General features: G+C 56.7%; 23 protein-coding genes. 9 read left to right on the plus strand and 14 right to left on the minus strand.

Going from position 1 to position 26,097, the window contains the following annotated elements:
* Nucleotides 1–161: 161 nt before the first annotated feature.
* Nucleotides 162–1,502 (minus strand): proline--tRNA ligase, encoded by a 1,341-nt coding sequence (gene proS / locus ACXJGX_RS02845; RefSeq protein WP_474778620.1) that lies wholly within the window; start codon nt 1,500–1,502, stop codon nt 162–164.
* Between the two features lie 151 nt (nt 1,503–1,653).
* Here proS and ACXJGX_RS02850 point away from each other — a divergent pair, with 151 nt between their 5' ends.
* Genes ACXJGX_RS02850 through ACXJGX_RS02865 form a run of 4 tightly spaced genes read left to right on the plus strand, consistent with a single transcriptional unit; the run spans nt 1,654 to nt 7,177 of the window.
* Complete coding sequence (locus ACXJGX_RS02850; protein ID WP_474778621.1) at nt 1,654–2,715, plus strand: AI-2E family transporter; 1,062 nt, start codon at nt 1,654–1,656, stop codon at nt 2,713–2,715.
* Between the two features lies 1 nt (nt 2,716).
* The gene (locus ACXJGX_RS02855) at nt 2,717–3,370 is read left to right on the plus strand and encodes a P-loop NTPase family protein (RefSeq protein WP_474778622.1); all 654 of its coding nucleotides are present in this window, start codon (nt 2,717–2,719) and stop codon (nt 3,368–3,370) included.
* 57 nt (nt 3,371–3,427) lie between these two features.
* Nucleotides 3,428–5,596, plus strand: coding sequence for an RNA degradosome polyphosphate kinase (locus ACXJGX_RS02860; protein WP_474778623.1), 2,169 nt, complete (start codon nt 3,428–3,430; stop codon nt 5,594–5,596).
* A gap of 33 nt (nt 5,597–5,629) precedes the next feature.
* The gene (locus ACXJGX_RS02865) at nt 5,630–7,177 is read left to right on the plus strand and encodes a Ppx/GppA family phosphatase (protein ID WP_474778624.1); all 1,548 of its coding nucleotides are present in this window, start codon (nt 5,630–5,632) and stop codon (nt 7,175–7,177) included.
* 8 nt (nt 7,178–7,185) lie between these two features.
* Here ACXJGX_RS02865 and ACXJGX_RS02870 read toward each other — a convergent pair whose 3' ends face one another.
* Genes ACXJGX_RS02870 through ACXJGX_RS02885 form a run of 4 tightly spaced genes read right to left on the minus strand, consistent with a single transcriptional unit; the run spans nt 7,186 to nt 9,929 of the window.
* Nucleotides 7,186–8,178, minus strand: coding sequence for an endonuclease/exonuclease/phosphatase family protein (locus tag ACXJGX_RS02870; RefSeq protein WP_474778625.1), 993 nt, complete (start codon nt 8,176–8,178; stop codon nt 7,186–7,188).
* On the minus strand, nt 8,175–8,855 hold the full coding sequence (locus tag ACXJGX_RS02875) for a TerB family tellurite resistance protein (protein WP_474778626.1): 681 nt from the start codon (nt 8,853–8,855) through the stop codon (nt 8,175–8,177). The genes ACXJGX_RS02870 and ACXJGX_RS02875 overlap by 4 nt, the downstream gene beginning before the upstream one ends.
* A gap of 10 nt (nt 8,856–8,865) precedes the next feature.
* The gene (locus ACXJGX_RS02880) at nt 8,866–9,333 is read right to left on the minus strand and encodes an N-acetyltransferase family protein (protein WP_474778627.1); all 468 of its coding nucleotides are present in this window, start codon (nt 9,331–9,333) and stop codon (nt 8,866–8,868) included.
* Nucleotides 9,330–9,929, minus strand: a complete 600-nt coding sequence (locus tag ACXJGX_RS02885) for a VOC family protein (protein ID WP_474778628.1) — start codon at nt 9,927–9,929, stop codon at nt 9,330–9,332. Before ACXJGX_RS02885 ends, ACXJGX_RS02880 begins: the two co-directional genes overlap by 4 nt.
* 112 nt (nt 9,930–10,041) lie before the next feature.
* Here ACXJGX_RS02885 and nhaA point away from each other — a divergent pair, with 112 nt between their 5' ends.
* Entirely contained in the window at nt 10,042–11,208 is a 1,167-nt protein-coding gene (gene nhaA / locus ACXJGX_RS02890; protein WP_474778629.1) for a Na+/H+ antiporter NhaA, read from the plus strand.
* 63 nt (nt 11,209–11,271) lie between these two features.
* Here the strand turns inward: nhaA and scpA are convergent, their stop codons facing one another.
* Nucleotides 11,272–13,398, minus strand: a complete 2,127-nt coding sequence (scpA, locus tag ACXJGX_RS02895; protein WP_474778630.1) for a methylmalonyl-CoA mutase — start codon at nt 13,396–13,398, stop codon at nt 11,272–11,274.
* A 90-nt stretch (nt 13,399–13,488) separates the two neighbouring features.
* Between scpA and ACXJGX_RS02900 the strand changes: the two genes are divergently transcribed.
* Entirely contained in the window at nt 13,489–13,962 is a 474-nt protein-coding gene (locus ACXJGX_RS02900; RefSeq protein WP_474778631.1) for a DUF4174 domain-containing protein, read from the plus strand.
* Nucleotides 13,963–13,967: 5 nt separating this feature from the next.
* On the opposite strand, the gene ACXJGX_RS02905 is transcribed toward ACXJGX_RS02900, so the two are convergent.
* The 4 genes from ACXJGX_RS02905 to ACXJGX_RS02920 all read right to left on the minus strand — a co-directional run bounded on the left by ACXJGX_RS02905 (nt 13,968) and on the right by ACXJGX_RS02920 (nt 18,584).
* The gene (locus ACXJGX_RS02905; RefSeq protein WP_474778632.1) at nt 13,968–15,965 is read right to left on the minus strand and encodes an acetyl-CoA carboxylase biotin carboxylase subunit; all 1,998 of its coding nucleotides are present in this window, start codon (nt 15,963–15,965) and stop codon (nt 13,968–13,970) included.
* A 96-nt stretch (nt 15,966–16,061) separates the two neighbouring features.
* Complete coding sequence (locus ACXJGX_RS02910) at nt 16,062–16,268, minus strand: hypothetical protein (protein ID WP_474778633.1); 207 nt, start codon at nt 16,266–16,268, stop codon at nt 16,062–16,064.
* A gap of 343 nt (nt 16,269–16,611) precedes the next feature.
* On the minus strand, nt 16,612–16,974 hold the full coding sequence (locus ACXJGX_RS02915; protein WP_474778634.1) for a hypothetical protein: 363 nt from the start codon (nt 16,972–16,974) through the stop codon (nt 16,612–16,614).
* Nucleotides 16,975–17,060: 86 nt separating this feature from the next.
* On the minus strand, nt 17,061–18,584 hold the full coding sequence (locus ACXJGX_RS02920; protein WP_474778635.1) for an acyl-CoA carboxylase subunit beta: 1,524 nt from the start codon (nt 18,582–18,584) through the stop codon (nt 17,061–17,063).
* A 191-nt stretch (nt 18,585–18,775) separates the two neighbouring features.
* Here ACXJGX_RS02920 and ACXJGX_RS02925 point away from each other — a divergent pair, with 191 nt between their 5' ends.
* The 3 genes from ACXJGX_RS02925 to ACXJGX_RS02935 are packed head-to-tail and all read left to right on the plus strand — an operon-like array spanning nt 18,776 to nt 21,952.
* Nucleotides 18,776–19,987, plus strand: coding sequence for a multidrug effflux MFS transporter (locus ACXJGX_RS02925; RefSeq protein WP_474778636.1), 1,212 nt, complete (start codon nt 18,776–18,778; stop codon nt 19,985–19,987).
* A gap of 51 nt (nt 19,988–20,038) precedes the next feature.
* A complete protein-coding gene (locus ACXJGX_RS02930; protein ID WP_474778637.1) occupies nt 20,039–21,439 on the plus strand; it encodes a helix-turn-helix domain-containing protein in 1,401 nt (466 codons plus the stop codon).
* Nucleotides 21,440–21,478: 39 nt separating this feature from the next.
* Nucleotides 21,479–21,952, plus strand: a complete 474-nt coding sequence (locus tag ACXJGX_RS02935) for a CoxG family protein (RefSeq protein ID WP_474778638.1) — start codon at nt 21,479–21,481, stop codon at nt 21,950–21,952.
* Here the strand turns inward: ACXJGX_RS02935 and ACXJGX_RS02940 are convergent.
* From ACXJGX_RS02940 to betB, 4 genes are all read right to left on the minus strand, one after another.
* Nucleotides 21,949–22,191: an HP1242/YdcH family protein gene (locus ACXJGX_RS02940; protein ID WP_474778639.1), complete on the minus strand. Its 243-nt coding sequence runs from the start codon at nt 22,189–22,191 to the stop codon at nt 21,949–21,951. The genes ACXJGX_RS02935 and ACXJGX_RS02940 overlap by 4 nt on opposite strands.
* 77 nt (nt 22,192–22,268) lie before the next feature.
* Nucleotides 22,269–22,880, minus strand: a complete 612-nt coding sequence (locus ACXJGX_RS02945) for a thermonuclease family protein (RefSeq protein WP_474778640.1) — start codon at nt 22,878–22,880, stop codon at nt 22,269–22,271.
* A gap of 90 nt (nt 22,881–22,970) precedes the next feature.
* Nucleotides 22,971–24,629, minus strand: a complete 1,659-nt coding sequence (gene betA, locus ACXJGX_RS02950) for a choline dehydrogenase (RefSeq protein WP_474778641.1) — start codon at nt 24,627–24,629, stop codon at nt 22,971–22,973.
* The gene (gene betB, locus ACXJGX_RS02955; RefSeq protein WP_474778642.1) at nt 24,629–26,080 is read right to left on the minus strand and encodes a betaine-aldehyde dehydrogenase; all 1,452 of its coding nucleotides are present in this window, start codon (nt 26,078–26,080) and stop codon (nt 24,629–24,631) included. The genes betA and betB overlap by 1 nt, the downstream gene beginning before the upstream one ends.
* Nucleotides 26,081–26,097: the final 17 nt, after the last annotated feature.

Genomic DNA, 26,097 nt, shown 5'->3' on the forward strand with positions numbered 1-26,097 from the left:
GCCGCCCTCGGATCATCTGAAGTTGTGTCATCTTTTGCCTCAACACACCCAATTTTTGGCTACACTAACAGGAAAACAGCGCGCCGTTAAAGCACCATGAAAAAATGGGCGCCAATCCGCAAGGATCGCGCCCACTTCATCACATCAATGTGCGGCAAAACCTATGCGATGCCATCGTAAATCTTCACGATTTTTGCAATTGCCTCGGCGGCGGGCATTTCGGTCGCCTCGCCTGTCCGGCGGCAGGTCACCTCGACAACGCCGTTTTTCACGCCGCGCGGTCCGACGGTAATCCGCCATGGCAGGCCAATCATATCCATCGTACCAAACTTGGCGCCTGCGCGTTCATCACGGTCGTCATACAGCGGTTCCAGCCCGGCGGCGGTGAATTGTTTGTACAAGTCCTCGCAGGCGGCATCGCAATCGGCATCACCGCTGCGCATATTCAATATGCCCACGTGGAAAGGCGTGACACCTTCGGGCCAAATGATCCCCTTGTCGTCATGGCTTGCCTCGATGATGGCACCCAGCAGGCGGGACACGCCAATGCCGTGCGACCCCATGTGCACCGGCACTTTGCCGCCTTTTCCGTCGTCCACCATGGCACCCATGGCGTCAGAGTATTTCGTGCCAAAATAGAAGATCTGGCCAACCTCGATGCCGCGCGCAACCTTGCGGCGTTCTTCGGGAACCTCGTTGAACAAGGCTTCGTCATGCGTTTCATCGGTGCGGGCATAGCGGCTGGTGAATTCGTCCAGCACGGCGGCGCAGGCGACCTTGTCGTCATAATCGATTTCGCGGTCACCGAATTTCAGGTCGGTGATTTGGCTGTCGTAAAACACCTCGGATTCGCCAGTATCAGCCAAAACCAGAAACTCGTGGGTGTCATCGCCGCCGATGGGGCCGGAATCCGCACGCATCGGGATCGCTTGCAGGCCCATACGTTCATAGGTCCGCAGGTAGCTGACCAGATGGCGGTTATAGGCATGCAGCGCGTCTTCTTTGGTCAGATCAAAGTTATAACCATCCTTCATGTAAAATTCGCGGCCCCGCATGACGCCAAAGCGCGGGCGGACTTCGTCGCGGAATTTCCACTGGATTTGATAGAGCGTCAGCGGCAAATCTTTGTAGCTGGTGACATGGGCGCGAAAAATATCTGTCACCAACTCTTCGGCGGTGGGTGTAAACAGCATTTCGCGGCCACCCCGGTCTTTAATCCGCAGCATTTCCTCGCCGTAGGCGTCATAACGACCGGATTCGCGCCACAGGTCCGCAGATTGAATTGTTGGCATTTGAATTGCAATGTGCCCGGCGCGCTCTTGCTCTTCATGCACAATATTTTCGATCTTGCGCAGCACCTTGAAACCCAGCGGCAACCAGGAATAAATTCCGGCGCTGGCCTGTTTGATCATACCCGCCTGCAACATGTAGCGATGGCTGACGATCTGCGCCTCGCGCGGCGTTTCTTTGAGAACAGGTAGAAAATAGCGGCTCATGCGCATGGGTGCGGCCCTTTTTATAAGCGATGTCGGGGTCGGTTTAATCCGCAGGCGCGGCCCTCGCAAGCTCTCAGATGAACAGTCTTTTGCAGCTTACCCTTGCGCAACCGTGCCCCATGCCGCATTTATTTGGTGAACGCACAAAGGAATGACCATGGCTTTGCCCATACAACAACAAGCAAAATACTGGGGAATAGCGGCTGTCGTGTTCCTTGCGACCCTTTGGGTGCTTGGCGATGTCATCTTGCCGTTTATCTTGGGTGGCGCGATTGCATATTGCCTTGACCCCATCGCGGATCGCCTTGAACGCGCCGGGTTTAGCCGAACAGTATCTGTCAGCATTATAACCTTGGTTGCAGCGGTCATTTTTATTCTGCTCATCCTTTTGGTTATTCCGACGCTGATCACCCAAACCACACAACTGATTAACACGGCGCCTGAACTGTTCGACCGCCTGCAATCGGCTTTGACTGACAGGTTTCCATCGCTCGTCGATGCTGAAAGCACGGTCCACCAACAATTGCTCGCCATTGGCGAGGCCATCCAGTCCAAAGGCGGCGAGTTGATCAACAGTGTGCTTAGCTCGGCTGTGGGGCTGATCAACATCGTGGTATTGCTTGTGGTTGTGCCCGTGGTTGCATTCTATCTGCTGCTTGACTGGGACAACATGACCGCGCGCATCGACGAACTGCTGCCGCGCGATCATGTTGAAACCGTTCGCAGGCTGGCACGTGATATTGATAAAACGCTGGCATCATTCATCCGCGGCCAAGGCACGGTTTGTCTGATACTTGGCAGTTATTATGCCGTTGCGCTGATGATCGCCGGGCTGAATTTCGGGCTGGTTGTGGGCTTTATCGCTGGCCTGATTTCATTCATTCCCTATGTCGGCGCGCTTGTTGGTGGAGTTTTGGCAATCGGGCTTGCGGTTTTCCAATTTTGGGGCGCGTGGGGGTCGATTATCGCCGTGGCAGCCATCTTTGCTGTCGGGCAGTTCTTTGAAGGGAACATCCTGACCCCGAAACTGGTGGGCAATTCGATCGGACTTCACCCGGTTTGGCTGATCTTTGCGCTGTCCGTTTTCGGATCGCTGTTTGGTTTCGTCGGGATGCTGGTGGCCGTACCTGTCGCCGCTGTGTTAGGCGTTTTGACCCGCTATGGGCTGGCTCACTACAAAGAAAGCCTGCTTTATCGCGGCTTGTCCAAGGACGACTGACGTGGCGGATCAACTGACCTTTCACTGGCCGACTGGCGTCGCGCTGGGGCCGAACGATTTCTTTGTTTCAGCCGCGAACGCACATGCATTTGCGATGCTCACGGCCCCCGCATCGTGGCCGGATCGCAAGCTGGTCATCGCAGGCCCGAAGGGCTGTGGCAAAAGCCACCTGGCCCGCATTTTCCAGATACAGTCAGGGGGCGAAACCGTCGCGGCAGCAACCATGCCCGCCGATTTTCAAACCGATGCCACGACAGTCATTGTCGAAGATACCGACACCCTGCCCGCATCCGCAGAAGAGGCGATGTTTCACCTACATAATCATCTGCGCAACACCGGTGGCACCTTGCTCATGACTGCCCGCAGTGCGCCCAGTCGCTGGACAATCGCGTTGCCCGATCTGGCCAGCCGGATGCAGGCCACCACCGTCACGCAAATCGCTGACCCTGATGATGCGCTGCTCTCAGCATTGATTATGAAGCTGTTTGCAGATCGCCAGATGATGCCGAAGCCAGCGCTCGTGCAGTACCTGACAACCCGGATTGAACGGTCTTTTGCGGCTGCCGCGGATATCGTTGCACGGCTTGACACCGCGGCGCTCAGTTCAGGGCGCAAGATCAACAAAGCACTGGCTGCGGAGTTGCTGGACAACTAACGCGCGGCCCGCGATAGTTGTCACAAAGCCGCAACAATCGCGGCGCATAAGGCCGCAATGAACTCAGCAAATTTCCTAGACGGGGCATTTCCCGCCCCTGCACAATGCAACATCGACACGGCAACGCCTGCGCGGTTCTTCAACCGCGAGCTTAGCTGGCTTGGCTTTAACTGGCGCGTGCTGGAAGAGGCAGAAAACCCGCGGGTGCCGCTGCTAGAACGCCTGCGGTTTTTATCGATATCCGCTGCAAATCTGGATGAATTTTATACCGTTCGGGTGGCTGGTCTGCGTGAATTGGCCAATGCCGGGAACACGACACCCGGTCTTGATGGGCTGACGCCCGCCGAACAACTTGTGCTGATCGACGTGAATGCCCGCAACCTTATGACACGCCAACAAGAGGTACTGACGACGCTTCAGGCCGAGATGGCGGATCAGGACATTCATATCCTGACCTGTGATGCACTGACGAAAGACGATCGGGCCTATTTGGAAAATACCTTTATCGAACAGGTCTTTCCGGTGTTGTCACCGTTGGCGATTGACCCTGCCCACCCATTTCCATTCCTGCCGAACGAAGGCTATGCACTGGCGCTGCAACTTGAACGCAGCGGTGACAAACGGACATTGCGCGCGCTTTTGCCCGTTCCCGCCCAGATCGACCGCTTTGTCGCGCTGCCGTCGGAACAGGGCCACCGGTTTCTTCCGCTTGAGGATTTGCTGGTCCTACAGATTGGCCAACTGTTTCCGGGCTACAAAGTCAAAGGGAACTGCGCGTTCAAAGTCCTGCGTGATAGCGACCTAGAGGTCGAAGACGAAGCCGAAGATTTGGTGCGCGAATTCGAAGTTGCCCTCAAACGCCGCCGCCGCGGCGAAGTGGTGCGCCTTCAGATTTCCGCAGATGCCCCGCCCGCCCTGCAAAGCCTGATCATGGCGGAACTACACGTGACCGACGACGCCGTTGTCGAAGTGAGCGGCATGATCGGGATCGCCGACCTGAACGCGCTGGTTTTGGACAGTCGCCCCGATCTGCTATGGCCGCCGTTCAGCCCGCGTATCCCCGAGCGCGTGCAAGACCACGACGGCGATATGTTTGCAGCGATCCGCCAAAAAGATATGCTGCTGCACCATCCTTATGAAACCTTTGATATGGTCGTGCGGTTCCTGAACCAAGCCGCGCGCGACCCTGATGTTGTCGCCATCAAACAAACGCTTTACCGGACATCGAAGAATTCACCGATCGTCGAGGCCTTGTGCGAAGCCGCAGAAGATGGCAAATCCGTCACCGCACTGGTGGAGTTAAAGGCGCGTTTTGACGAGGCGGCCAACATCCGGCAGTCGCGCCGATTGGAACGGGCCGGTGCCCATGTGGTCTACGGGTTCACGAATTATAAAACGCACGCCAAGATCAGCACGGTTGTACGCCGCGAAGGCGACAAGTTGGTGACCTATACCCACTTTGGTACCGGGAACTATCACCCGATTACCGCACGTATTTACACCGACCTCAGCCTTTTCACCTGCGACGCCAAACTGGGCAGGGATGCGACCAAAGTGTTCAACTATCTCTCAGGTTACGCGCAGCCTGAGACGCTCGAAAATCTGGCGATTTCCCCGCTTAGTCTCAAACAAACCTTGCTTGACCGCATCGCAACCGAGGCAGAAAATGCCCGTGCCGGACACCCTGCGGCGATCTGGGCCAAGATGAATTCGCTGATCGAGGCAGACGTGATTGACGCGCTATATGACGCGTCTCAGGCAGGGGTCAAAATCAGTCTTGTTGTGCGTGGCATCTGCGGGCTGCGTCCGGGCATTGCCGGCCTATCCGAAAACATCCGTGTCAAATCCATCGTCGGGCGGTTCTTGGAACACTCGCGGATTGTCTGTTTTGGCAATGGCGCCGCCCTGCCGTCGAAAAAGGCAAAAGTCTACATCAGCTCTGCCGACTGGATGGGCCGGAACCTGAATCGGCGGGTTGAAACGCTTGTGGAAATCAAAAACCCAACCGTCAAAGCACAGATCGTCAGTCAAGTCATGGCCGCCAACATGGCCGATGTCGCGCAAAGTTGGGTCATGGCACCGGACGGCACGTTTACCCGCGCAATCATCCCGGATGGTGAGTTTGCATTCAACTGCCACCGGTTCTTTATGGAAAACCCGTCGCTTTCAGGGCGTGGATCAGCCGGTGCTTCTGACGTTCCGAGGTTGACGCATACCGACGACTGACAGATACCTAAAGGGTATGACGCCGGGGGCCACATGACAACGCAAGCAGAACCAGACGCCATCGACTGGGGCCCTTTTGGGCGTCCGTTATTCGAAGACGCAAGCTCGAAAAACCTAAGTCGTGTTGGCGTGATCGACGTTGGGTCAAACTCTGTCCGTTTGGTGGTGTTTGATGGCGCGGCGCGGTCTCCCGCGTATTTTTACAACGAAAAAATAATGTGCGCACTTGGTGCAGGCCTGTCCGAAACCGGGCACCTGAACCCCGAAGGGCGAGTTCGTGCGATTTCAGCAATTCGCCGGTTCGCCGCACTGGCCGAAGGCATGGGCATTCTGCCGTTGACTGCTGTCGCCACCGCCGCCGTCCGAGAGGCCAGCGATGGCGCAGATTTTCGCGAAGAGGTGCTGCGCGAAACGGGCGTTAAACTGTGGGTGATCGACGGAAAAGAAGAGGCGCGGCTGTCAGCGCAAGGTGTCCTGCTTGGATGGCCGGGCAGCTATGGACTTGTGTGTGACATTGGCGGATCCTCGATGGAACTGGCCGACTTGGCAGATGGCAAGGTTGGCCAAAGGGTCACATCCGCGCTTGGTCCGCTGAAGCTGCGCGAAATTAAGGGCGGCAAAAAAGCCGTCAAAGCATATGTGCGCGAAGTAATGGCGCAGCTTCATGCCGAAATGGGTCATGAAACGGGCATGCGGCTTTTTCTGGTGGGTGGCTCTTGGCGCGCCATCGCCCGCGTCGATATGGAACGGCGAGACTACCCCCTGACGGTTCTGCATGAATACCGCATGTCGTCGCGGCAAATCAGCAAAACCGCCGACTATATTTCAAAATCCGATCTTCTTGATCTGCGCAACCGCTGCAATATTTCTGACAGCCGAATGTCGCTGGTGCCATTGGCCGTTATTGTCCTCAAGGAATTGGTCCGCGTTTTCAAACCCAAAGACGTGGCAGTGTCGTCCTATGGTATTCGCGAAGGCATGTTGTTTGAACAGATGCCCCGCGAATTGCGCGAACGCGATCCCTTGGTTGAGGCATGCCGGTTCGCGGAAGCCAAAGATGCCCGCCTGCCCGGTTTTGGCCGGTTGCTGTATGATTTTGTCAAACCGCTGTTCCCCCGTGCCACGTGGCAACGCAAACGGATCATTAAGGCGGCGTGTCTGTTGCATGACGTCAGCTGGCGCGCACATCCCGATTACCGCGGGGAAGTCACCTTTGATAACGCCACCCGCGCGAATTTGGGCGGCCTGAAACATGCCGAACGGGTGATGTTGGGGTTGGCATTGATGAATCGCTACACCAACAAAATTGACAAAAGCCGCTTTGAGCCGTTGATTGCCATGCTCACGCCAACCCAAGTCAAAGAGGCCGAGATTTTGGGCAAGGCAATGCGGCTTGGCGCCATGCTTTGGCTATCTGCGGACGAGCCTCCGGGGGTATTAAAGTGGAAGGCCAATACCCGGGTGCTGACGCTTGTGCTGACCGAACACGCACGCCCCCTATTCGGGGAGGTCGCCGAGAACCGCCTGTCCGCGCTGGCAAGCGCGCTAGAGGCGTCTGTCACGGTAAAATTTACGAAATGACCGCGCCCCTAAAGGTCAAGCACCACAGGAAAGTGATCTGACGCCAGCAACAGCGCATGCCGCAGTTGCCGGTTCTCATAACAGTCAGGGTGATCAAAAGGATGCCAAATTTGCCAGTTTGGCGTGCGATCGCGCAGCCCCGGCGAAACCATGATGTAGTCCAATAAAGCCTGCAAATAAGGTTCGCCTTGCCGTTTGAAGCGCGCAGTTGCGGGCATCGCGCCGAAACGGCGGCTGAGCACCAGATGGGCATGCGGATCGAACATCTGCGTGCCGTCCCCTTCGCCTAACACAATTTCGACGCCGGATCGGCCAAACAGCTTTTCGTATTCATCAAGCCCCGGACCATCATTAAAATCGCCCAACACGATCAGGTCTTCGCCCGCAACAAGATGGGCTTCGACCCTGCCGCGCAGCCATATGCATTGAGCCAGTTGTTTGCGCCGGTTTTCGATTGAAATACGGATCGCCTCGGTCTCGCTTTTGGACCCGTTCGGTGCTTTGGATTTCGCGTGGACACCGATGATACGTAGCATCCCCGCGGCACCATCCACAGACAGTTCCAATGGCGGTTTCGACCACTGGATAGCGTCGGGGCTGGCATCGATATCAACATCCATCGCGAATGCCTGATCAAAGCGTGGAAAGGCATCGCTTTCGCGCGGATCATGTAACGCCGTGACAACACCGGGGTCATAAAGAAGCGCAATTTCCTGTTGCGTGTCGTTCCCAAAGCCGGTGACGGCAGCAGTTGTCCGCAGCCCAAAATGTGCGGCAAAGTTTTCAAGCGCGGTGATCGCACTGCGGCTGGGGCTGGTATCAGGTGCCTCGATGACCATAACCATGTCGGCATCTATCGCCGCAAAGACCGCCCCCACGGCAGCGGTCTGCTGCGCGCGCGTCACGTTCCACCGCCCGGACCAGCCGTCATCATCGATCAGGCGGCCTTGGTCATCGAACAGTGCGTTGAACCACTCGACATTATATGTCGCGATCCTCATGCCCGCACGCCCTGGATTTCTTCCCATGCACGATTGATCGCGACCAATCGGCGCTCGGCCAGCTTTACCGCCTCTTGCGGGACCCCGCGGGCAATCATCCGGTCAGGGTGGGTTTCACGCACCAAGCTGCGCCATGCGGCGCGAACTTCGTCCATCGGGGCGCTTGGCGAAACCCCCAGAACATCAAACGGGTCGCGTTCGGCGTCACTGACAAATTGTGCGCGAATGCCGCGAAACCGCCGGTCGTCGAAGCCGAATATCTTGGCGACGGTCAAAAGAAAATCGTCTTCCTTGGGATGATAAACGCCGTCGGCTAGCGCGATCTGGAACAAACCTTCCATCAGGTGACACAACACCGCGTCGTCAGCAGCGAACATCGCTTTAATCTGCTTGGCATAGCTTTCAAAGCCCGCAACATCTTGGCGTGCTAGGTTGAACACACGGGCGGCGTTATCCTCTTCCTCTGGTGGAATGCTGAACACCTCTCGAAAGGCGACGACCTCATCCTTGGTGACGACCCCGTCAGCCTTTGCCATCTTTGCGCCCAGCGCAATGACAGCAATCGCAAAGGCAACCGTGCGATCTGGCGAAACGCGAAGTTTTTCGAAGACCGCCAACAACCCCTCGCCCTTGGCAAGGGCGGCAACGGCTTCGGCAATGCGCGTCCAGAGCGACATAGCGGTCCTTTCAAAGGCGCTTTTGCATCAATACCAAATCGATCCAACGGCCGAACTTGAACCCCACTTCCCGCAAAGTTGCAACCGTCTCAAAACCCTGTGCCGCGTGAAACTGCACGGCGCCGGGGTTTTCACCGCTACACCCTGCAAACAATGTATGAATACCCGCCGCTTTTGCGTGCGCGCAAAGGGCCTGCATTAACGCACGACCGCCGCCGCGCGCATGCCCATCGGGGTGGAGCATGATCGTATGCTCGGCAGTAAACCGATAGCCTGCGCCGCCACGAAACTGGAAATAGCGCGCAAAGCCAAGAATTCGAACGCCTTCCTGCCAGACGAGGCAGCCCTGCGCCGTCAATGCCGCCACTTCTTCATGTGATTTTTCGTCAGGATTAAAAGTGATGGTGGTGTCGCGGATGACGGCGTTCCAAATCTCAGCAATCGCCTGCGCATCGTGGGGTGTTGCTGGTCGGATCATGACAGGTCCTTTGGGCCATCAGGGCCGTCGAACGACGCGTGAAACCCGGCCGGCCCTGTTTCAAACCGGATGCGCGGGTCCGACAGCGCAAGTTGCGCGGCAACATAAGCCGCATCGGGGTGTGACACTGTTAATTGGACTAATCGCAGACCCGTCGGGGTCAACCGTTGCGCTGGATGCACCGTATCAGGGGCCCACTTCATCAATGTGGGGAACGCGCCGCCGTATGGCAAACTGCCATCATCGGGAACGGTGATGTCCCAGCGCAAGTCTGCGCGCGTGAGCGCCTGCACCGGACCAGTGATGTCCGTGTGGGTCGACAAATCATCTGCCCGGCATATCCAATTTGCCAAGCGCGGTGCGCCTTGAAAGTGATCCATACCAAACCAACTGTGTCCGGCCTCAGGCGCCGTTTCAGGGTCTTTGGCGATCACCTCTAGGTACAAACCGTCTGCGAGGCCAAGCAGCATATTATGGGTGCCATAGCGCACGTGTGTCCCACCTTTTTGTAGTGGAACACCCAATTTCGCCGCAACCCAGTCCGCGCCCTGTGCCAGATCCGTGCAAGCAACGGCAAGATGATCAAGTTCTATCATAGAATTCCACTGCGACACACTTTATGGGTTCCAAGAAACGCGGTTTTGCGCCTTGATGCAACGCAACAACGTCCTAAATCAGATACAAATTAATCAGACAGGAATATATCATATGGCTCTTCGCGCCGCGCTCGATCGTTTTTTTCGTCACGACGCTTTTGGGGGTATACTGCTTATGGCTTCGGCGCTTGCGGCACTTATTGTCGCAAACTCAAGCCTCGCACCCTATTATGATCGTTTTTTAGGCGCCTATTTCGCAGTAACCGTCAATGGCGAAGGACTGGCAAAGCCCGCTATCTTGTGGATTAACGACGGGCTTATGGCGATCTTTTTCTTTTTGATCGGCCTCGAACTCAAACGCGAAATTTTGGAAGGCAAACTGAAAAACCCGCGCGATGTGATTTTGCCCGGAATGGCCGCCGTGGGCGGGATGGTCGTACCGGCGCTTGTTTTTGCTTATTTCAATTGGGGCGATGCCGTGACGATCCGCGGGTGGGCTATTCCGGCCGCGACTGACATCGCCTTTGCGCTTGGTATCTTGGCGTTGGTCGGTAGCCGCGCACCGACGTCGTTGAAAGTATTTTTGCTAACGCTCGCCATTCTGGACGATCTAGGGGCGATTGTGATCATCGCCTTGTTTTACACCGCAGAGTTAAAGGTCGACTATCTGGTTCTCGCGCTTTTGCCGCTGATCGGGTTGATCGTGCTGAATTTGCGTGGCACCCACCGTCTGGCCCCCGCGATCCTGCTGGGTGTGATCATGTGGTTCTTTGTCTTGAAATCGGGTGTGCATGCAACCTTGGCAGGGGTCATTACCGCATTTTGTATTCCTCTTGTTGATCGCTTCGGCAAATCCCCGTTGCACGCGCTGGAACATGGGCTGACGCCTTACGTCCTGTATCTGATCGTCCCGATCTTTGCTTTTGCCAACGCGGGTGTCGTTCTGACAGGTCTTGCCTTCAGTGACCTGATTGCCCCCCTGCCGCTTGGCATTGCCTTGGGTCTGATTGTCGGGAAACAGGTCGGCGTGTTCGGCGTGAGCTATCTGATGATCAAAATGGGGCTCGCGCGCCTGCCAAACGGCGCGAACTGGGCGCATATTTATGGCGTTGCATGCCTTGCCGGTATCGGTTTTACGATGTCACTTTTCATCGGATCGCTCAGCTTTGATGACGCCTTGCTCATGAACCAAGTGCGCCTTGGTGTGCTGTCAGGGTCATTGGTGTCCGGGCTTTTGGGGTACGCCGTTTTAATGCTGGCCCCACGCAGCGCCGCCTAAACAAAAAGGCAGCGGCTGTGACACAGCCGCTGCCTTTTTTGCGTTTACGCGGCCCACACCGCCTTAGGCGCGTGCGGCTTTGATCAAAGCAAGAATATCTTTTGCAGCTTTGGGGATGTTGGTTCCCGGCCCAAAGATGGCTTTGACGCCGTTATCGTAGAGAAACTGATAATCTTGCTGCGGGATCACGCCGCCGCAGATCACCAAAATATCGCCCGCGCCTGCATCCTTGAGCGCCTGCACCAGTTTCGGCGCCAGCGTTTTATGTCCTGCCGCCTGAGAGCTGATCCCGATAACATGGACATCGTTGTCGATCGCGTCTTGCGCGGCCTCGGCTGGTGTCTGGAACAATGGGCCGACGTCCACGTCAAAACCGATGTCTGCAAATGCGGTTGCGATAACTTTTGCGCCCCGGTCATGACCGTCTTGGCCCATTTTAACGACCAGCATCCGCGGCCTGCGGCCTTCTTCTGCTGCGAAGGCATCGACGCTGGCTTGGATTTCTGCGAAGCCCGCGTCCCCCTCGTATGCCGCGCCATAAACCCCCGCTAGCGTCTTGACCTCGGCCCGGTGCCGTCCGAATGTTTTCTCCATCGCCATGCTGATCTCTCCGACTGTGGCGCGCGCACGCGCGGCTTCGACGGCGGCTTCAAGAAGGTTGCCACCTTCGTCCGCACGACGACTAAGTTCGGCCAATGCCGCGTCAACAATGCCCGGATCCCGCGCGGCCTTGGTCGCGGCGATCCGTTTGATCTGTCCGATCCGCACCGCGTTATTGTCGATATCCAAGATATCAATCGGGTCTTCTTTGTCTTTGCGGTATTTGTTGACGCCGACAATCACTTCGGTGCCACGGTCAATCGCGGCCTGCCGTCGCGCGGCGGTTTCTTCGATCCGCAGCTTTGGCATACCCGATGCGACGGCTTTGGTCATGCCGCCCATTTCTTCGACTTCTTGGATCAGCGCCCATGCTTTATCCGCCAGTTCAGCGGTCAGACTTTCGACGTAGTAAGACCCTGCCAATGGATCGACAACATGGGTGATCCCGGTTTCCTCTTGCAAGATCAGCTGGGTGTTGCGTGCAATGCGGGCGCTGAATTCGGTGGGCAGGGCGATCGCCTCGTCCAACGCATTGGTATGCAAGGATTGCGTGCCACCCAGAACCGCCGCCATCGCCTCGTAGGCGGTGCGGATCACGTTGTTATAGGGGTCTTGTTCCTGCAAGGACACGCCCGAGGTTTGGCAGTGGGTGCGCAACATCGACGATTTCGGGTCTTTCGGGGCGAATTCTTCCATGATCTTCGACCACAAAAGACGCGCGGCGCGCAGCTTTGCAGCCTCCATAAAAAAGTTCATGCCGATGGCAAAAAAGAACGACAACCGCCCGGCAAAAGCATCGACATCCATACCCCGTGCAATTGCCGCGCGCACGTATTCGCGCCCGTCAGCCAGCGTATACGCCAGTTCCTGAACAAGGTTCGCGCCCGCCTCTTGCATGTGATAGCCGGAAATCGAGATCGAGTTGAATTTCGGCATCTCTGCGGACGTATATTCGATGATGTCCGCGATGATCCGCATCGATGGTTCGGGCGGATAGACATAGGTGTTGCGGACCATAAATTCCTTGAGAATGTCGTTCTGGATTGTGCCCGATAGCAGCGCCTTGTTATGGCCCTGTTCTTCGCCTGCGACGATAAAGTTTGCCAGAATAGGGATAACCGCGCCGTTCATCGTCATCGACACACTAACCTTGTCCAGCGGGATACCGTCAAACAAAATCTTCATATCCTCGACGCTATCAATCGCGACGCCTGCCTTGCCGACATCGCCTTCGACACGGGGATGGTCGCTGTCATATCCACGGTGCGTCGCCAGATCAAAAGCAACAGAAACCCCCTGCTGGCCGGCATCCAGCGCCTTCCGGTAGAAGGCATTTGATTCCTCTGCCGTCGAAAACCCCGCGTATTGGCGGATCGTCCATGGGCGGCCGGCGTACATCGTCGCCTTGACGCCACGCGTAAATGGGGCTTTGCCGGGGATCCCATGCATATGTGGCAGGTCGTCGGTGTCCGCCGATGTGTAAAGCGGTTTGACCGCGATACCTTCAAGCGTATCCCATGTCAGGGCGTCCAACGGCTTGCCACGCAGTTCCTTTTTGGCAATCTCTTCCCAGTTTTTTTTATCGGTCATGATGGTCTCCGTGACAGGTGACAGGCAAAAGATGTGAATTGTTCAACAGGTCGCTTCGTATTTCGGCGCGAAGGCCCTATATGCATAAGTATGAAATCAGTGATCACGTTCGGGCTTGTCGCCCTATTATGCGCCTTTTCAGGCAACGCAGCCTTTGCCCAAGACGACACGGCAGTTGCACGATGGCAGGCAGACCCCAGCGTGGTGTTTGATGCCACCGCGGTACAGCTTTCGGATTTTGCATGGCTGGCACGCCCCGTGGTGGTTTTTGCCGACAGCCCGAATGACCCGCGTTTCCAACAGCAAATGGCGTTGTTGTTGCGCGATCTTCCGGCGTTGGCGGCGCGTGACGTGGTTTTGATCACCGATACCGACCCCGCCGCACGCAGCGATGTGCGTATTGCGCTGCGGCCGCGCGGTTTCATGCTGACCTTGCTTGCCAAAGACGGCACCGTCGCGTTCCGCAAACCTGCCCCATGGGATGTGCGTGAAATATCGCGCTCTATCGACAAGATGCCCCTGCGCCAGCAAGAGATCGAAGATCGGCGTCTGTTGGCGCGATAGGTCACCTATTCAAACTCCATAATGACATCATCCACCGCAAGGCTATCGCCAGCGGCAGCCTTGACCAGTTTTACCACCCCCTTGCGTTCGGCACGCAGGATGTTTTCCATTTTCATCGCCTCGACCGTGCAAAGCGCCTGTCCTTCCTGGACCTCGTCGCCGACAGCCACATCGACCTTTACGATCAGGCCCGGCATCGGGCACAGCAAGAATTTCGACGTATCCGCTGGTACCTTTTCGGGCATCAGTTTCGCCAACTCCGCCTGACGCGCTGTGCGGACATGCACCTTTAGGTCTGCACCACGATACCTGACGCGGAAACCGCCGGAAATCTTGCTGACTTTCATCACCAGCGGTTCACCGTTGACGGTTGCCCGCACAAGCGGTTCGCCCGGACGCCAGTTGCTTTCGACACGCAGACTTTGCCCGGCGATCTGCACATCCGCGCCTGTTTTATCGGCAGTCATCACAACATCATGCGACACCCCTTGCAAGCTGACCACCCAGTCATTTCCGACGTGACGTTCGTGATTGCCCATCGTTCCTGAAATGCGGGTCCGTCGAATTTCCCCCACGCGGTGCATGGCCGCGGCGGTGGCTGCCATCCGCAGGCAGGTGGCGTCGGGCAAGGTCACGCCATCAAACCCGTCAGGGAACTCTTCTTCGATGAAGGCGGTCGTCATGTTGCCGCTGGTGAATTTCGGGTGGTCATAGACCGCCGCCAAAAACGGCAGGTTGTGTCCGATCCCTTCTACCTCGAAGCCATCCAAGGCAAGGCGCATTTCCTCGATCGCTGTCGCGCGATCAGGGGCCCAAGTGCACAGCTTGGCAATCATCGGGTCATAGAACATGCTGATTTCGCCACCTTCAAAAACGCCGGTGTCGTTGCGCACCGCGCGGGTTGGCGTCGCCTCTTCGACGGGCGGACGGTAGCGGGTCAAACGGCCAATCGACGGCAGGAAACCACGATACGGGTCTTCGGCATAAAGCCGGCTTTCCATCGCCCAACCGTTAATTTTCAAATCCTCTTGGGCAAACGGCAGCTTTTCCCCGGCAGCGCCCCGGATCATCTGTTCGACCAGATCAATCCCTGTGATCAGTTCGGTGACAGGGTGTTCAACCTGAAGACGCGTGTTCATTTCAAGAAAATAGAAATTGCGGTCGCCGTCGACGATAAATTCAACGGTACCCGCGCTGGTATAGCCCACAGCCTGCGCCAATGCGACGGACTGCTCGCCCATTGCCTTGCGCGTTGCCGCGTCCAAAAACGGGCTTGGCGCCTCTTCAATGACTTTCTGGTTGCGGCGCTGGATCGAACATTCGCGTTCATGCAGATAGACCGCATTGCCGTGTTGGTCGGCCAGCACCTGAATTTCGATGTGGCGCGGCTGGGTGACAAATTTCTCGATGAAAATGCGGTCGTCACCAAAGGAATTGGCCGCCTCGTTCTTGGACGATTGAAAGCCCTCGCGGGCTTCTTGGTCGTTCCACGCAATGCGCATACCCTTGCCGCCACCGCCGGCAGAGGCCTTGATCATCACCGGATAGCCGACTTCGTTCGAGATTTTGACAGCGTCGTCTGCGTCTTCGATTAACCCCATGTAACCGGGTACGGTCGATACGTTGGCCTCTTGCGCAAGCTTTTTCGACGTAATCTTGTCGCCCATTGCTTCAATCGCGCCTTTTGGCGGCCCGATAAAGGCAACGCCTGCGGCCTCTAGAGCCTCGGCAAATTTTGAATTCTCGGACAGGAAACCATAGCCGGGGTGTACAGCTTCGGCGCCTGTCTGCTTAATCGCTGCCATCACCTTGTCGATGACGATGTAGGACTGGTTTGCCGGCGATGGTCCGATGTGCACGGCTTCATCTGCCATCTTGACATGCAGTGCGTTGCGGTCGGCATCGGAATATATCGCAACCGTTTTGATCCCCATCTTGCGGGCGGTCTTAATGACGCGGCAGGCGATTTCGCCGCGGTTGGCAATCAGTATTTTCTTGAACATCAGTTTCCGTCCCCAAAACAAAAAATCGCCGCCGGGGTGAAACCCGGGCGGCGATTCATTTCGTATCTGCGTGCCGCAGTGGCACGCATATTTACATTACTTGCAGCCGTTGATGCCTGCGTCGTCGCAAAGCACGCCTGCGGCTGCGCCAGCAAGAATTGTACCGGTACGGTCAGTACCCAGCACTTCGGATGCGACCAAGCCTGCGCCTGCGCCTGCAACGCCACGTTCAACGTCGCCCTCAAGGCAACCTGCGAGTCCAAAAAGAGCCACTGCGGCCAGAATGAGTGATGTCTTTTGCATATTTCTCTGCTTTCATTAAGTTTCTTAGCACAACCAAGAATGGCTCTACTGACGCTGAAAGCAATAGCCAGAATCAAATGATATTCAATAGCAGTCATTTTTCCGCCGACATATTGCCGCATCCGGGGGACCGGCCTGTCCAGTGAGGGGACAGGCCGGCGAGGGGAAGGGTAAACATGTTGACATTTTTCAGCAGCAAGGATGCTGAACCTAGACGCTGCTGAAACCAGTTTGCGCAGGTTTGCTGGTGAAGCAAACCCGCTTGATGCGCCCCCCCAATAATGGGCAGTTTTCCGCTCGTCGCGGGCAGCACACATTATGGAAGCGGGTGCATATGACACGTCTAGTCCTCGAAAAGTTCAGGAAAGCTGATGCGCGCAACTTTGACGTTTATGCGCAGCATCGCCTCATAGCTGGCGGCGTCAAAAGGGTCTTCGGCTGGAATCACCTCGCGCCCGAACAGCCAGCTGAGACGCCCCGCATCCAGGTTCCCGCGCACAAACGGATCTTCGCCAAAGTTTTCCCACAGCGCACGCATAAATCCGGCATCTGCGCGTTTATCAGCGGGGCGACGATCGGGATAGCGCACGCGTTCTGACAGTTCGGTCGCGCCGTCCTTGTTTGCGCGGCGTAAAACGAACTGGAAGTCCGTTCCAGCCAAGCGCCCGGGAAAGCCGCGGTGTTTATCCATATATGGCAGTGCCATGTCGTACCTCATTAGAGTGATCTGCTGGACCGCGATAAATCACGCGGCGCAGCCAGCAGCCAGCGCAAACGCGCCCGAAACCTCTATTACAAAGGAATGTTGTCGTGTTTCTTCCACGGGTTTTGCAACTGCTTGCCGCGCAGGGATGCGAACGCCCGACAAATCCGTTTGCGCGTAGAGTGCGGCATGATCACCTCGTCGATGAACCCTTTTTCGGCAGCGACAAAGGGGTTGGCGAACCGGGCTTCATATTCTTTGGTGCGCTCGGCGATTTCTTCGGGCGATTTGCCACGATGAATGATCTCGGTCGCACCTTTGGCACCCATCACCGCAATCTCGGCAGTGGGCCACGCATAATTGAAATCACCGCGCAAATGTTTGGACGCCATCACGTCATATGCGCCACCATAGGCCTTGCGGGTAATCACTGTCACTTTGGGAACGGTCGCTTCGCCATAGGCGAACAGCAGTTTGGCACCATGTTTGATAACGCCGCCATATTCCTGGCTGGTGCCGGGCAAGAAACCGGGGACATCGACCAAGGTCAGGATCGGAATTTCAAATGCATCACAAAACCGCACAAACCGCGCCGCCTTACGAGAGCTGTCTATATCAAGACAGCCCGCCAGCACCATCGGCTGATTGGCAACAACCCCAACGGTCGACCCTTCGAGGCGGATAAACCCGGTCAGGATATTTTTTGCAAAATCGGCCTGAATTTCATAAAAATCGCCCTCGTCCGCCAGTTTATGAATAAGCTCTTTCATATCGTATGGCGCGTTCGGATTGTCGGGGATCAGCGTATCAAGGCTGTCTTCGATCCGGGTGACGTCATCAAAGAACGGACGCACAGGGGGTTTTTGACGGTTGTTGAGCGGCAGAAAGTCGAACAAACGACGTGCTTCGGCCAAGGCCTCGATATCGTTTTCAAAAGCGCCATCCGCAACCGAAGATTTTTTGGTATGGGTGGATGCGCCCCCCAGTTCCTCGGCCGTGACAACTTCGTTGGTTACGGTCTTCACGACATCAGGGCCGGTGACGAACATATAGCTGCTGTCTTTGACCATAAAAATAAAGTCGGTCATCGCAGGGGAATAAACCGCGCCACCTGCACAAGGGCCCATAATGAGGCTGATTTGCGGCACCACGCCCGATGCCATGATATTGCGCTGGAATACTTCGGCGTAACCCGCGAGTGACGCAACGCCTTCTTGGATACGCGCCCCACCCGAGTCGTTTATCCCGATAACCGGCGCGCCATTTTGCATGGCCATGTCCATGATCTTGCAAATTTTCTGGGCGTGGGTCTCGGACAGCGATCCGCCGAACACGGTGAAGTCCTGGCTGAAGACATAAACCATGCGGCCGTTGATCGTACCCCATCCGGTCACGACACCGTCACCGGCCGGTCGGTCAGCTTCCATTCCGAAATCAGTACAACGGTGGGCGACAAACATGTCAAATTCTTCGAACGATCCCTCGTCGAGCAACAAGTCGATACGTTCGCGCGCGGTCAGCTTTCCTTTCGCATGCTGTGCAGCGACCCGACGCGCACCACCACCTTGGCGCGCAAAATCACGTCGGCTCTCAAGCTCCTGCAAAACATCCATTCAATCGCTCCCCGAGATCTAGTGTTTCATCGGTGATACAGCGAACCCTCCTAAACGCGAAGCACGAAGGCGAATATTTGCAAATACCGCTATTTGCTAAAATCAATATTTGCAAATATGCAAATAAGCCGGACAGAAATTATTTTGATACACGAATAGACAACCGCCACATTGCAGCCTACTTCCTGACGATGGAACAGCGCCCCAACATTCAATTTCTTGATCGCAGCACCCCACCGCATATCCTGACTTTGGTCTTGATCACCGGTATGTCCGCGCTCAGCATGTCGATTTTCCTGCCGTCGCTGGCAAAAATGACCAGCTATTTCAACACCGACTACGCGATCATGCAGATTGCGTTGTCAGGGTACCTGGCGACGACAGCCGTGCTGCAAATCTTTATCGGCCCGATCTCTGACCGCTACGGGCGGCGCATGATGATCATGGGCGCGTTGGGGATTTTTGCGCTGGCGTCGCTTGGCGCGATGATGGCGAAATCCGTCGAGGTGTTTTTGTTCTTTCGCATTTTGCAAGCAGCAGTCGCCACGACCATGGCGCTGAGCCGGGCGATCGTGCGTGACATCGTTTCACAAGCCGAAGCCGCGTCAATGATGGGCTATGTCACCATGGGCACAGCCCTGGTCCCGATGGTCGGACCAATGATCGGCGGCGCGCTTGATGAATTGTTCGATTGGCATGCGACTTTTGCTTTTATGGCACTGGCTGGATTTGCGACCCTTTTGCTGACCTATTTTGACCTTGGCGAAACCGTCAAAAAGGGCGGCGTCAGCTTTGCCGACCAAATCAAAGGCTACCCCGAATTGCTGCGATCACCGCGTTTTTGGGGGTATTCTTTGTGCAGCGCCTTCTCGTCTGGTGCGTTTTTTGCATTGCTGGGCGGGGCATCTTTTGTCGGCAGCAAAATTTTTGGCCTATCGCCATTGTGGAGCGGGATCGCCCTTGGCGCACCCGCCATTGGCTACGCAGTCGGTAACTATATTTCGGGACGGTTTTCGGTACAGGTCGGTATAAATAGGATGGCGATCGTCGGGACAAGCATCACGATTTTCGGCTTGGGCTGTTCTGTGGCCCTCACTTTGGCTGGCGTGGTTCACCCGCTCAACTTCTTCGGGTTTTGCATCTTTCTCGGGCTGGGGAACGGTATTGTTCTTCCCAATGTGATGGCCGGATCAATTTCGGTGCGCCCGCATCTGGCAGGCACCGCCAGCGGCTTGGGTGGCGCGATCATGATCGGTGGCGGCGCGGTGCTGTCGCAACTGGCGGGTGGTATGCTGACCGTTGAAACCGGCACAATGCCACTGCAGCTCTTGATGCTGGCAACATCCGTTCTGGCCTTGCTGTCGGTCCTGTTTGTCGTCAGCCGCGAACGGCGCGTTACTTGACCAAATATTTGCAGTCGCTAAGTTAACTTAGCAAAGTTGCAAAGGGCGCAGATGGCTATCCAGAAACTATACGCGGGTGCGAAACTGCGCGAATTGCGGGGGCGGCTGTCGCTGACACAAAAGGCGTTTGCGGATAAGCTGGGGGTATCGCTGCCTTATCTGAACCAAATGGAAAACAATAACCGGCCCGTGTCGACCGGGGTGGTCATGGGCCTTGCGCAGGAATTCGGGTTTGACGTCACCGAATTGCAGTCAGGCGACGAAGCGCGCATTGTCAGCGACCTGCGCGAAGCCTTGGCTGATCCTGTCCTGACGGGCCCCACGCCCGCGCTGCCCGATCTGCGGCTGGTTGCTGCGAACGCGCCCGCCCTTGCCCGCGCGTTTCTTGACCTTCATGCGGCCTATCGACAAACCCACGAACGCTTGGCGTCACTTGACGAGGCGTTAGGCCGCGAAGATACGCGCCTGCGCCCCAGCCCGTGGGAAGAGGTGCGCGATTTCTTCCATTATTGCGACAACTATATCGATGCTGTTGATCGCAGCGCTGAACGTATCGCGGGGCAGCGGAAGCCGGGGGAAACCGTAAACGATGCGGTTGTCCGCGCATTGGCTGATCATGATATCAAGGTGGTCTTCGCCGACAGCGTCAAATTACGCCAATTCGACCCGACCACAAAAACGCTCACGATCTCACGTGATGCGCAGCACGCCACCCAAAGCTTTCAGTTATTGCTGCAATTGGCCCTGATTACCCAAGGCCCCTTGCTCGAGGCGACGCTGGATTTGGCGCGTTTTCAATCACCCGAAGCACGTAGTATTGCAAAGCTTGGACTGGCGAATTATTTCGCCGGGGCGGCTTTGATGCCCTATGGCGCGTTTCTTGCGGCGGCACAGGCGTCGCGGCACGATCTTGAAATCCTTGCAACACGGTTTGGCGCGTCTTTAGAGCAGGTGGCGCATCGTCTATCCACGCTGCAAAGGCCGGGCGAAAAGGGCATACCGTTCTTTTTCGTACGTGTAGACCAAGCTGGGACGATCACAAAACGCCATTCAGCGACCTCGTTACAATTCGCGCGATACGGTGGGGCCTGCCCGCTTTGGAATGTACATCAGGCGTTTGAATTGCCGGGGCAATTCCTGCGGCAGTTGGCGGAAACACCCGACGGAGAACGATATTTCTGCCTTGCGCGTGACGTCAGTAAATCGGGCGGCGCCTATAACGCGCCCACCCGGCGCTATGCGATCGGGTTGGGCTGCGAGGTACGCCATGCAGCAGCGCTGGTTTACGCCGATCACCTTGATATCGGGTCGTCGGACGCGTATGCCCCGATCGGGATTTCGTGTCGCATTTGCGAACGCCGCCAATGCCATCAGCGGTCTGTGCCACCATTAGAGCGACAATTGCGGGTTGACCCGGATACGCGCGGAGTGCTGCCCTATCAACTGGATTAATTTTGGCCCATCGTGCCAAACACCATAAAGGACGACATCATGGAATTGACAGGGACGCGGGTGATCGCGGCAGACATCGCCACCGTTTGGGCGCACCTCAATAACGCCGAGACACTTCAAGTCTGCATTCCCGGCTGTCAGGAATTAACAGGATCACCCCAAGAAGGGTTCGCCGCCGTTGTAAAGCAAAAGGTTGGCCCGGTATCGGCAACGTTTCAGGGCGTTGTCACATTGGAAAACGTCGACGCCCCAAACAGTTATACGATTGTTGGTGAGGGCAAAGGTGGTGTCGCAGGGTTTGCCAAGGGGCGGGCAGACGTCGCGTTGGCGCAGGTCGCGAACGGGACCGAGCTGACCTATAACGTCGATGCAAAAGTCGGTGGGAAACTCGCGCAATTGGGCAGCCGCATCATTGGTGGCTTTGCCCGCAAGATGGCCGACCAGTTCTTTGAAAAGTTCCAGGCGGTCGTCGAAGACGGCGAAGACCCGGAAGCCCCCGCCGATCCCGCTTAAACCGCTTTGGAGAGCATACCTGCGATTTCGTCCTTTAGTACCAACCGCTGTTTGCGCATTTGGCCCATGTGCAGGTCGTCTGTCGGCTCTACGTCCGTTTCCGCCCGGTGAATCGCGCCGTTAACCACGTGGTACGCGTCAGCCAGCTTGGCAAAATGCGCGTCTGTCGTTTTCAGTTTGTGGATCGCGTCGTGCTGATCTGGAAATTCTTCAAGCAGTTCATGTGGGGTATTTGACATTGTATTGTCCTCCTGATGTCATCTTGATGACACCATAGGGTCATCCGCGCGCACCCGCTTTGATCGGGATCAACAAACTAGCGACGCGCGGCCCGCCAGCCTGCCGCCTCTGCCTCGGCCGTTGTGCAGAACCAACGTTCACTTTGGGCGGTATTAATCCCCGTCCTGTCGTAATTTTGATTGCCCGGCATGTGATAGATCCGACCGCTGTCCGAAATATTGCCTTTGATCACGCAGTCACCCGTAGGCGCGTTCTGATTTGCGACAGTTTCAGCGCGGTATGCGGCAGGGCGCTGTGATTGAAACCCCCAAAGCCCGCGCCCGGTGATGGCAGCGGCCTTTTCATCCAGATCATAGTCATTTGAATACTGGCGGTAGGCCCACGCGATCCCGGCGTTGACCAGTGCCGCACCGATGTCTTGGCCGTCAACGACGCAGCGGGCAACCACCCGATCATATCGATCCACATCAACGGCTGTACATTCTGCCCGCCGCCCTTCGTAGGTTGCCACAACCGCGTCACGCGCCCACGCGCCGCAATCCCATTCCTGCCCGTTCGCCGCGCAAGGTTGCCCCATTTCCGGTGCATCCACCCCGAACAGCCGCACCCGCACGCCACCAATGTCAAAGGTGTCCGCGTCAATCACATGCAATCGACCATCCGGCGCCGCCCAGCCGGGTGACACCATCAGTGCGCATATCAAAAAGGACCAAAACCGGAGCATACCGGTTAACTAAATCTTAGCACCGCCCCCCTCAAGGGCCGATGTTAATAAAGGTTAACGCTGTGATGTTTCCCAATGCGGGTTTATCCAAGGCGCATCATTGGCCGCAGGCAACGGATTGCGTTTCAACACATAGTCCGCCACTTTTTCGCCCACCATAATCGACGGCGCATTCAAGTTACCGTTGGTAATCCGCGGAAAAATAGAACTATCCGCAACGCGCAGCCCCTGTACACCAATGACGCGCGCTTGGGGATCAACGACGGCCATCGGATCATCGACTGCGCCCATTTTGCATGTGCCGCACGGATGATAGGCGCTTTCGGCGTGATCACGGATAAAATCATCCAGCGCAGCGTCACTTTGCGCGGCATCACCGGGCTGAATTTCGTGCCCGCGATAGTCGTCAAACGCCGGCTGTGCAAAAATTTCTCGGGTGAGGCGGATACACTTGCGAAAATCCTCCCAGTCGGACGGATCAGACATATAGTTGAATTCGATTTTCGGGTTGTCGTTCGGGTCGCTGGACCGCAGGGTCACCTGGCCACGCGATTTTGACCGCATCGGACCGACATGCGCCTGAAACCCGTGGCCTTCAGGGGCAACCTTGCCATCATAGCTGACCGCGATCGGCAAAAAGTGGAACTGGATATCGGGATATTTCACGCCTTTGTCGGACCGAATGAAACCGGCGCTTTCAAACTGGTTCGAACTGCCCAGTCCGGTTTTCCATAGCAGCCATTCCAAGCCGATCTTGGCCTTGCCGCGCAAGTTCCAATAGGCAAACAGCGAAACCGGTTTGGTCGCGGCCTGCTGGATATAAAGTTCAAGATGGTCTTGCAGGTTTTGCCCGACGCCCGGCCGGTCCACGATCACGTCAATACCGTGTTCGGCCAGATGTGCAGCAGGGCCAACGCCTGACAGCATCAAAAGTTTGGGCGAATTCAACGAAGAGGCCGCGATGATCACTTCGACATTCGCCTTGATCACCTCGATCTTTTTGCCGCGGCTGACCTCGACGCCGACAGCACGCCCGTTTTCGATGACAATCTTGCGCGCAAAGGCACGCGTAATCGTGCAGTTGGGCCGCTTAAGCGCCGGGCGTAAATAAGCAGACGCCGCCGACCAACGGTAACCTTTGTAAATCGTCGCGTCGAAGGGGCCAAAGCCTTCTTGCTGTTCACCGTTATAGTCACCCGTTACAGGGTATCCGGCCTGTTCGCCTGCCGCAACAAAGGCGCGGGTGAGAGGGTTTTTGCGCGGGCCACGGGTGATGTGCAGCGGGCCGTCTGTGCCGCGCCATGCCGCGTCGCCGCCATGACCGCCATCGTGCCAATGCTCCATCCGCTTGAAATATGGTAAAACATCCGCATACGACCATCCCTGCGCGCCGTTATCGGCCCAGTGGTCGAAATCGTGGGCATGCCCGCGCACATAGATCATTCCGTTGATCGACGACGACCCGCCAATCACTTTGCCGCGCGGCGTCACCAGTGTACGCCCACCTAAATGCGGTTCAGGTTCGGTTTTCAGTCCCCAATCGTACATCTTCATGTTCATGGGATAAGACAGCGCGGCAGGCATCTGGATGAAAGGCCCACGATCGGACCCGCCATGTTCGATGATCAGAACCTGTTTCCCCGCCTCTGCCAAGCGGTAAGCCATGGCGCATCCAGCCGAACCTGCGCCGACGATCACATAATCAGCTTGCATCAGAACGGGGCCTCCACGTCGCCCATCGCGACATAAACGCCCTTGATCTGGCTGTAATGTTCAATCGCAGCCTTAGAGTTTTCACGCCCCACGCCCGACATTTTTGACCCGCCAAAGGGGGCCTCTACCGGGGCAAGGTTATAGGTATTGATGTAACATGTGCCCGCCTCGAACCCGGCGGCCATGCGATGTGCGCGCGTCAGGTCAGCGGTAAAGACACCGGCAGCCAATCCAAACTCTGTCGCGTTGGCGCGGGTCAATGCCTCTTCTTCGGTGTCGAAATCCAGCACGGCCATAACCGGGCCAAAGATTTCGTCGCGTGCGATTGTCATATCGTCGGTCACATCAGCAAAGACAGTCGCCTCGATAAAGAAACCATCGCCGTCGACGCATTGACCGCCCGCGACCAACGTCGCGCCCTCGGCGATACCCGTGGTGATGAACCCGGCAACGATGTCGCGCTGACGTTCCGATACCATCGGGCCAAAGTTCACGTCAGGGTCTTGCGGATCACCCATTTTGATCCCCGCAAGCCGTTCGGTCAGCCGTTTGAGAAAGGCGTCCTTGATCCCCTTTTGCACGAACACCCGCGTGCCGTTCGAACACACTTGGCCTGTGGAATAAAAGTTACCGAGTATCGCGCCCGATACGGCGTTTTCCAGATTGGCATCATCAAAAACCACCATGGGCGATTTGCCGCCCAGCTCCATCGTCACGTGGCGCATGCCTTCGGCGGCGGCGGCATAAACCTTGCGCCCTGTCGGCACTGAACCGGTCAGCGACACCTTATCGACGCAGGGGTCGGTAATTAACGCGGCGCCGACAGCGCCGTAACCTTGAACGACGTTATAGATGCCAGCAGGCGCACCAGCTTCGACCAGAATTTCCGCGACTTTCAACGCGCAAAGCGGGGTTATCTCTGAAGGTTTAAAGACCATCGCATTGCCGCAAGCCAGCGCTGGCGCGGCCTTCCAACAGGCGATTTGTGTCGGGTAATTCCATGCACCAATGCCGACGCAGACGCCCAAAGGTTCGCGGCGCGTATAAACAAAGTCATCGCCAAGTTGGATATGTTCACCCGTGATGCTGGCGGCCAGACCGCCGAAGTATTCCAGCGCATCTGCCCCTGATGTCGCGTCCGCAACCGAGGTTTCCTGATAGGGCTTGCCGGTGTCATAGGTTTCCAAGACCGACAGTTCGTGATTGCGGTCGCGCATGATATCTGCGGCGCGGCGCAACACGCGACCGCGTTCGGTCGCAGTCCAGCCCGCCCAGACTTTTTGGGCGCGCTTGGCCGCGGCAAGCGCCTGATCAATGATCGCCGGGGTGGCGGCATGAAGCGTCGCGATGACCTTGCCTGTGTAAGGGTAAATCACATTGATCACCTCACCAGCGGTGTCTTCGACATAATGACCATCAATAAAATGGCTGGCTTTGGGTTGTGTATTCATTGTTGGCGCCTCCGGCG

The organism is Yoonia sp. SWMV100, assembly GCF_056108365.1.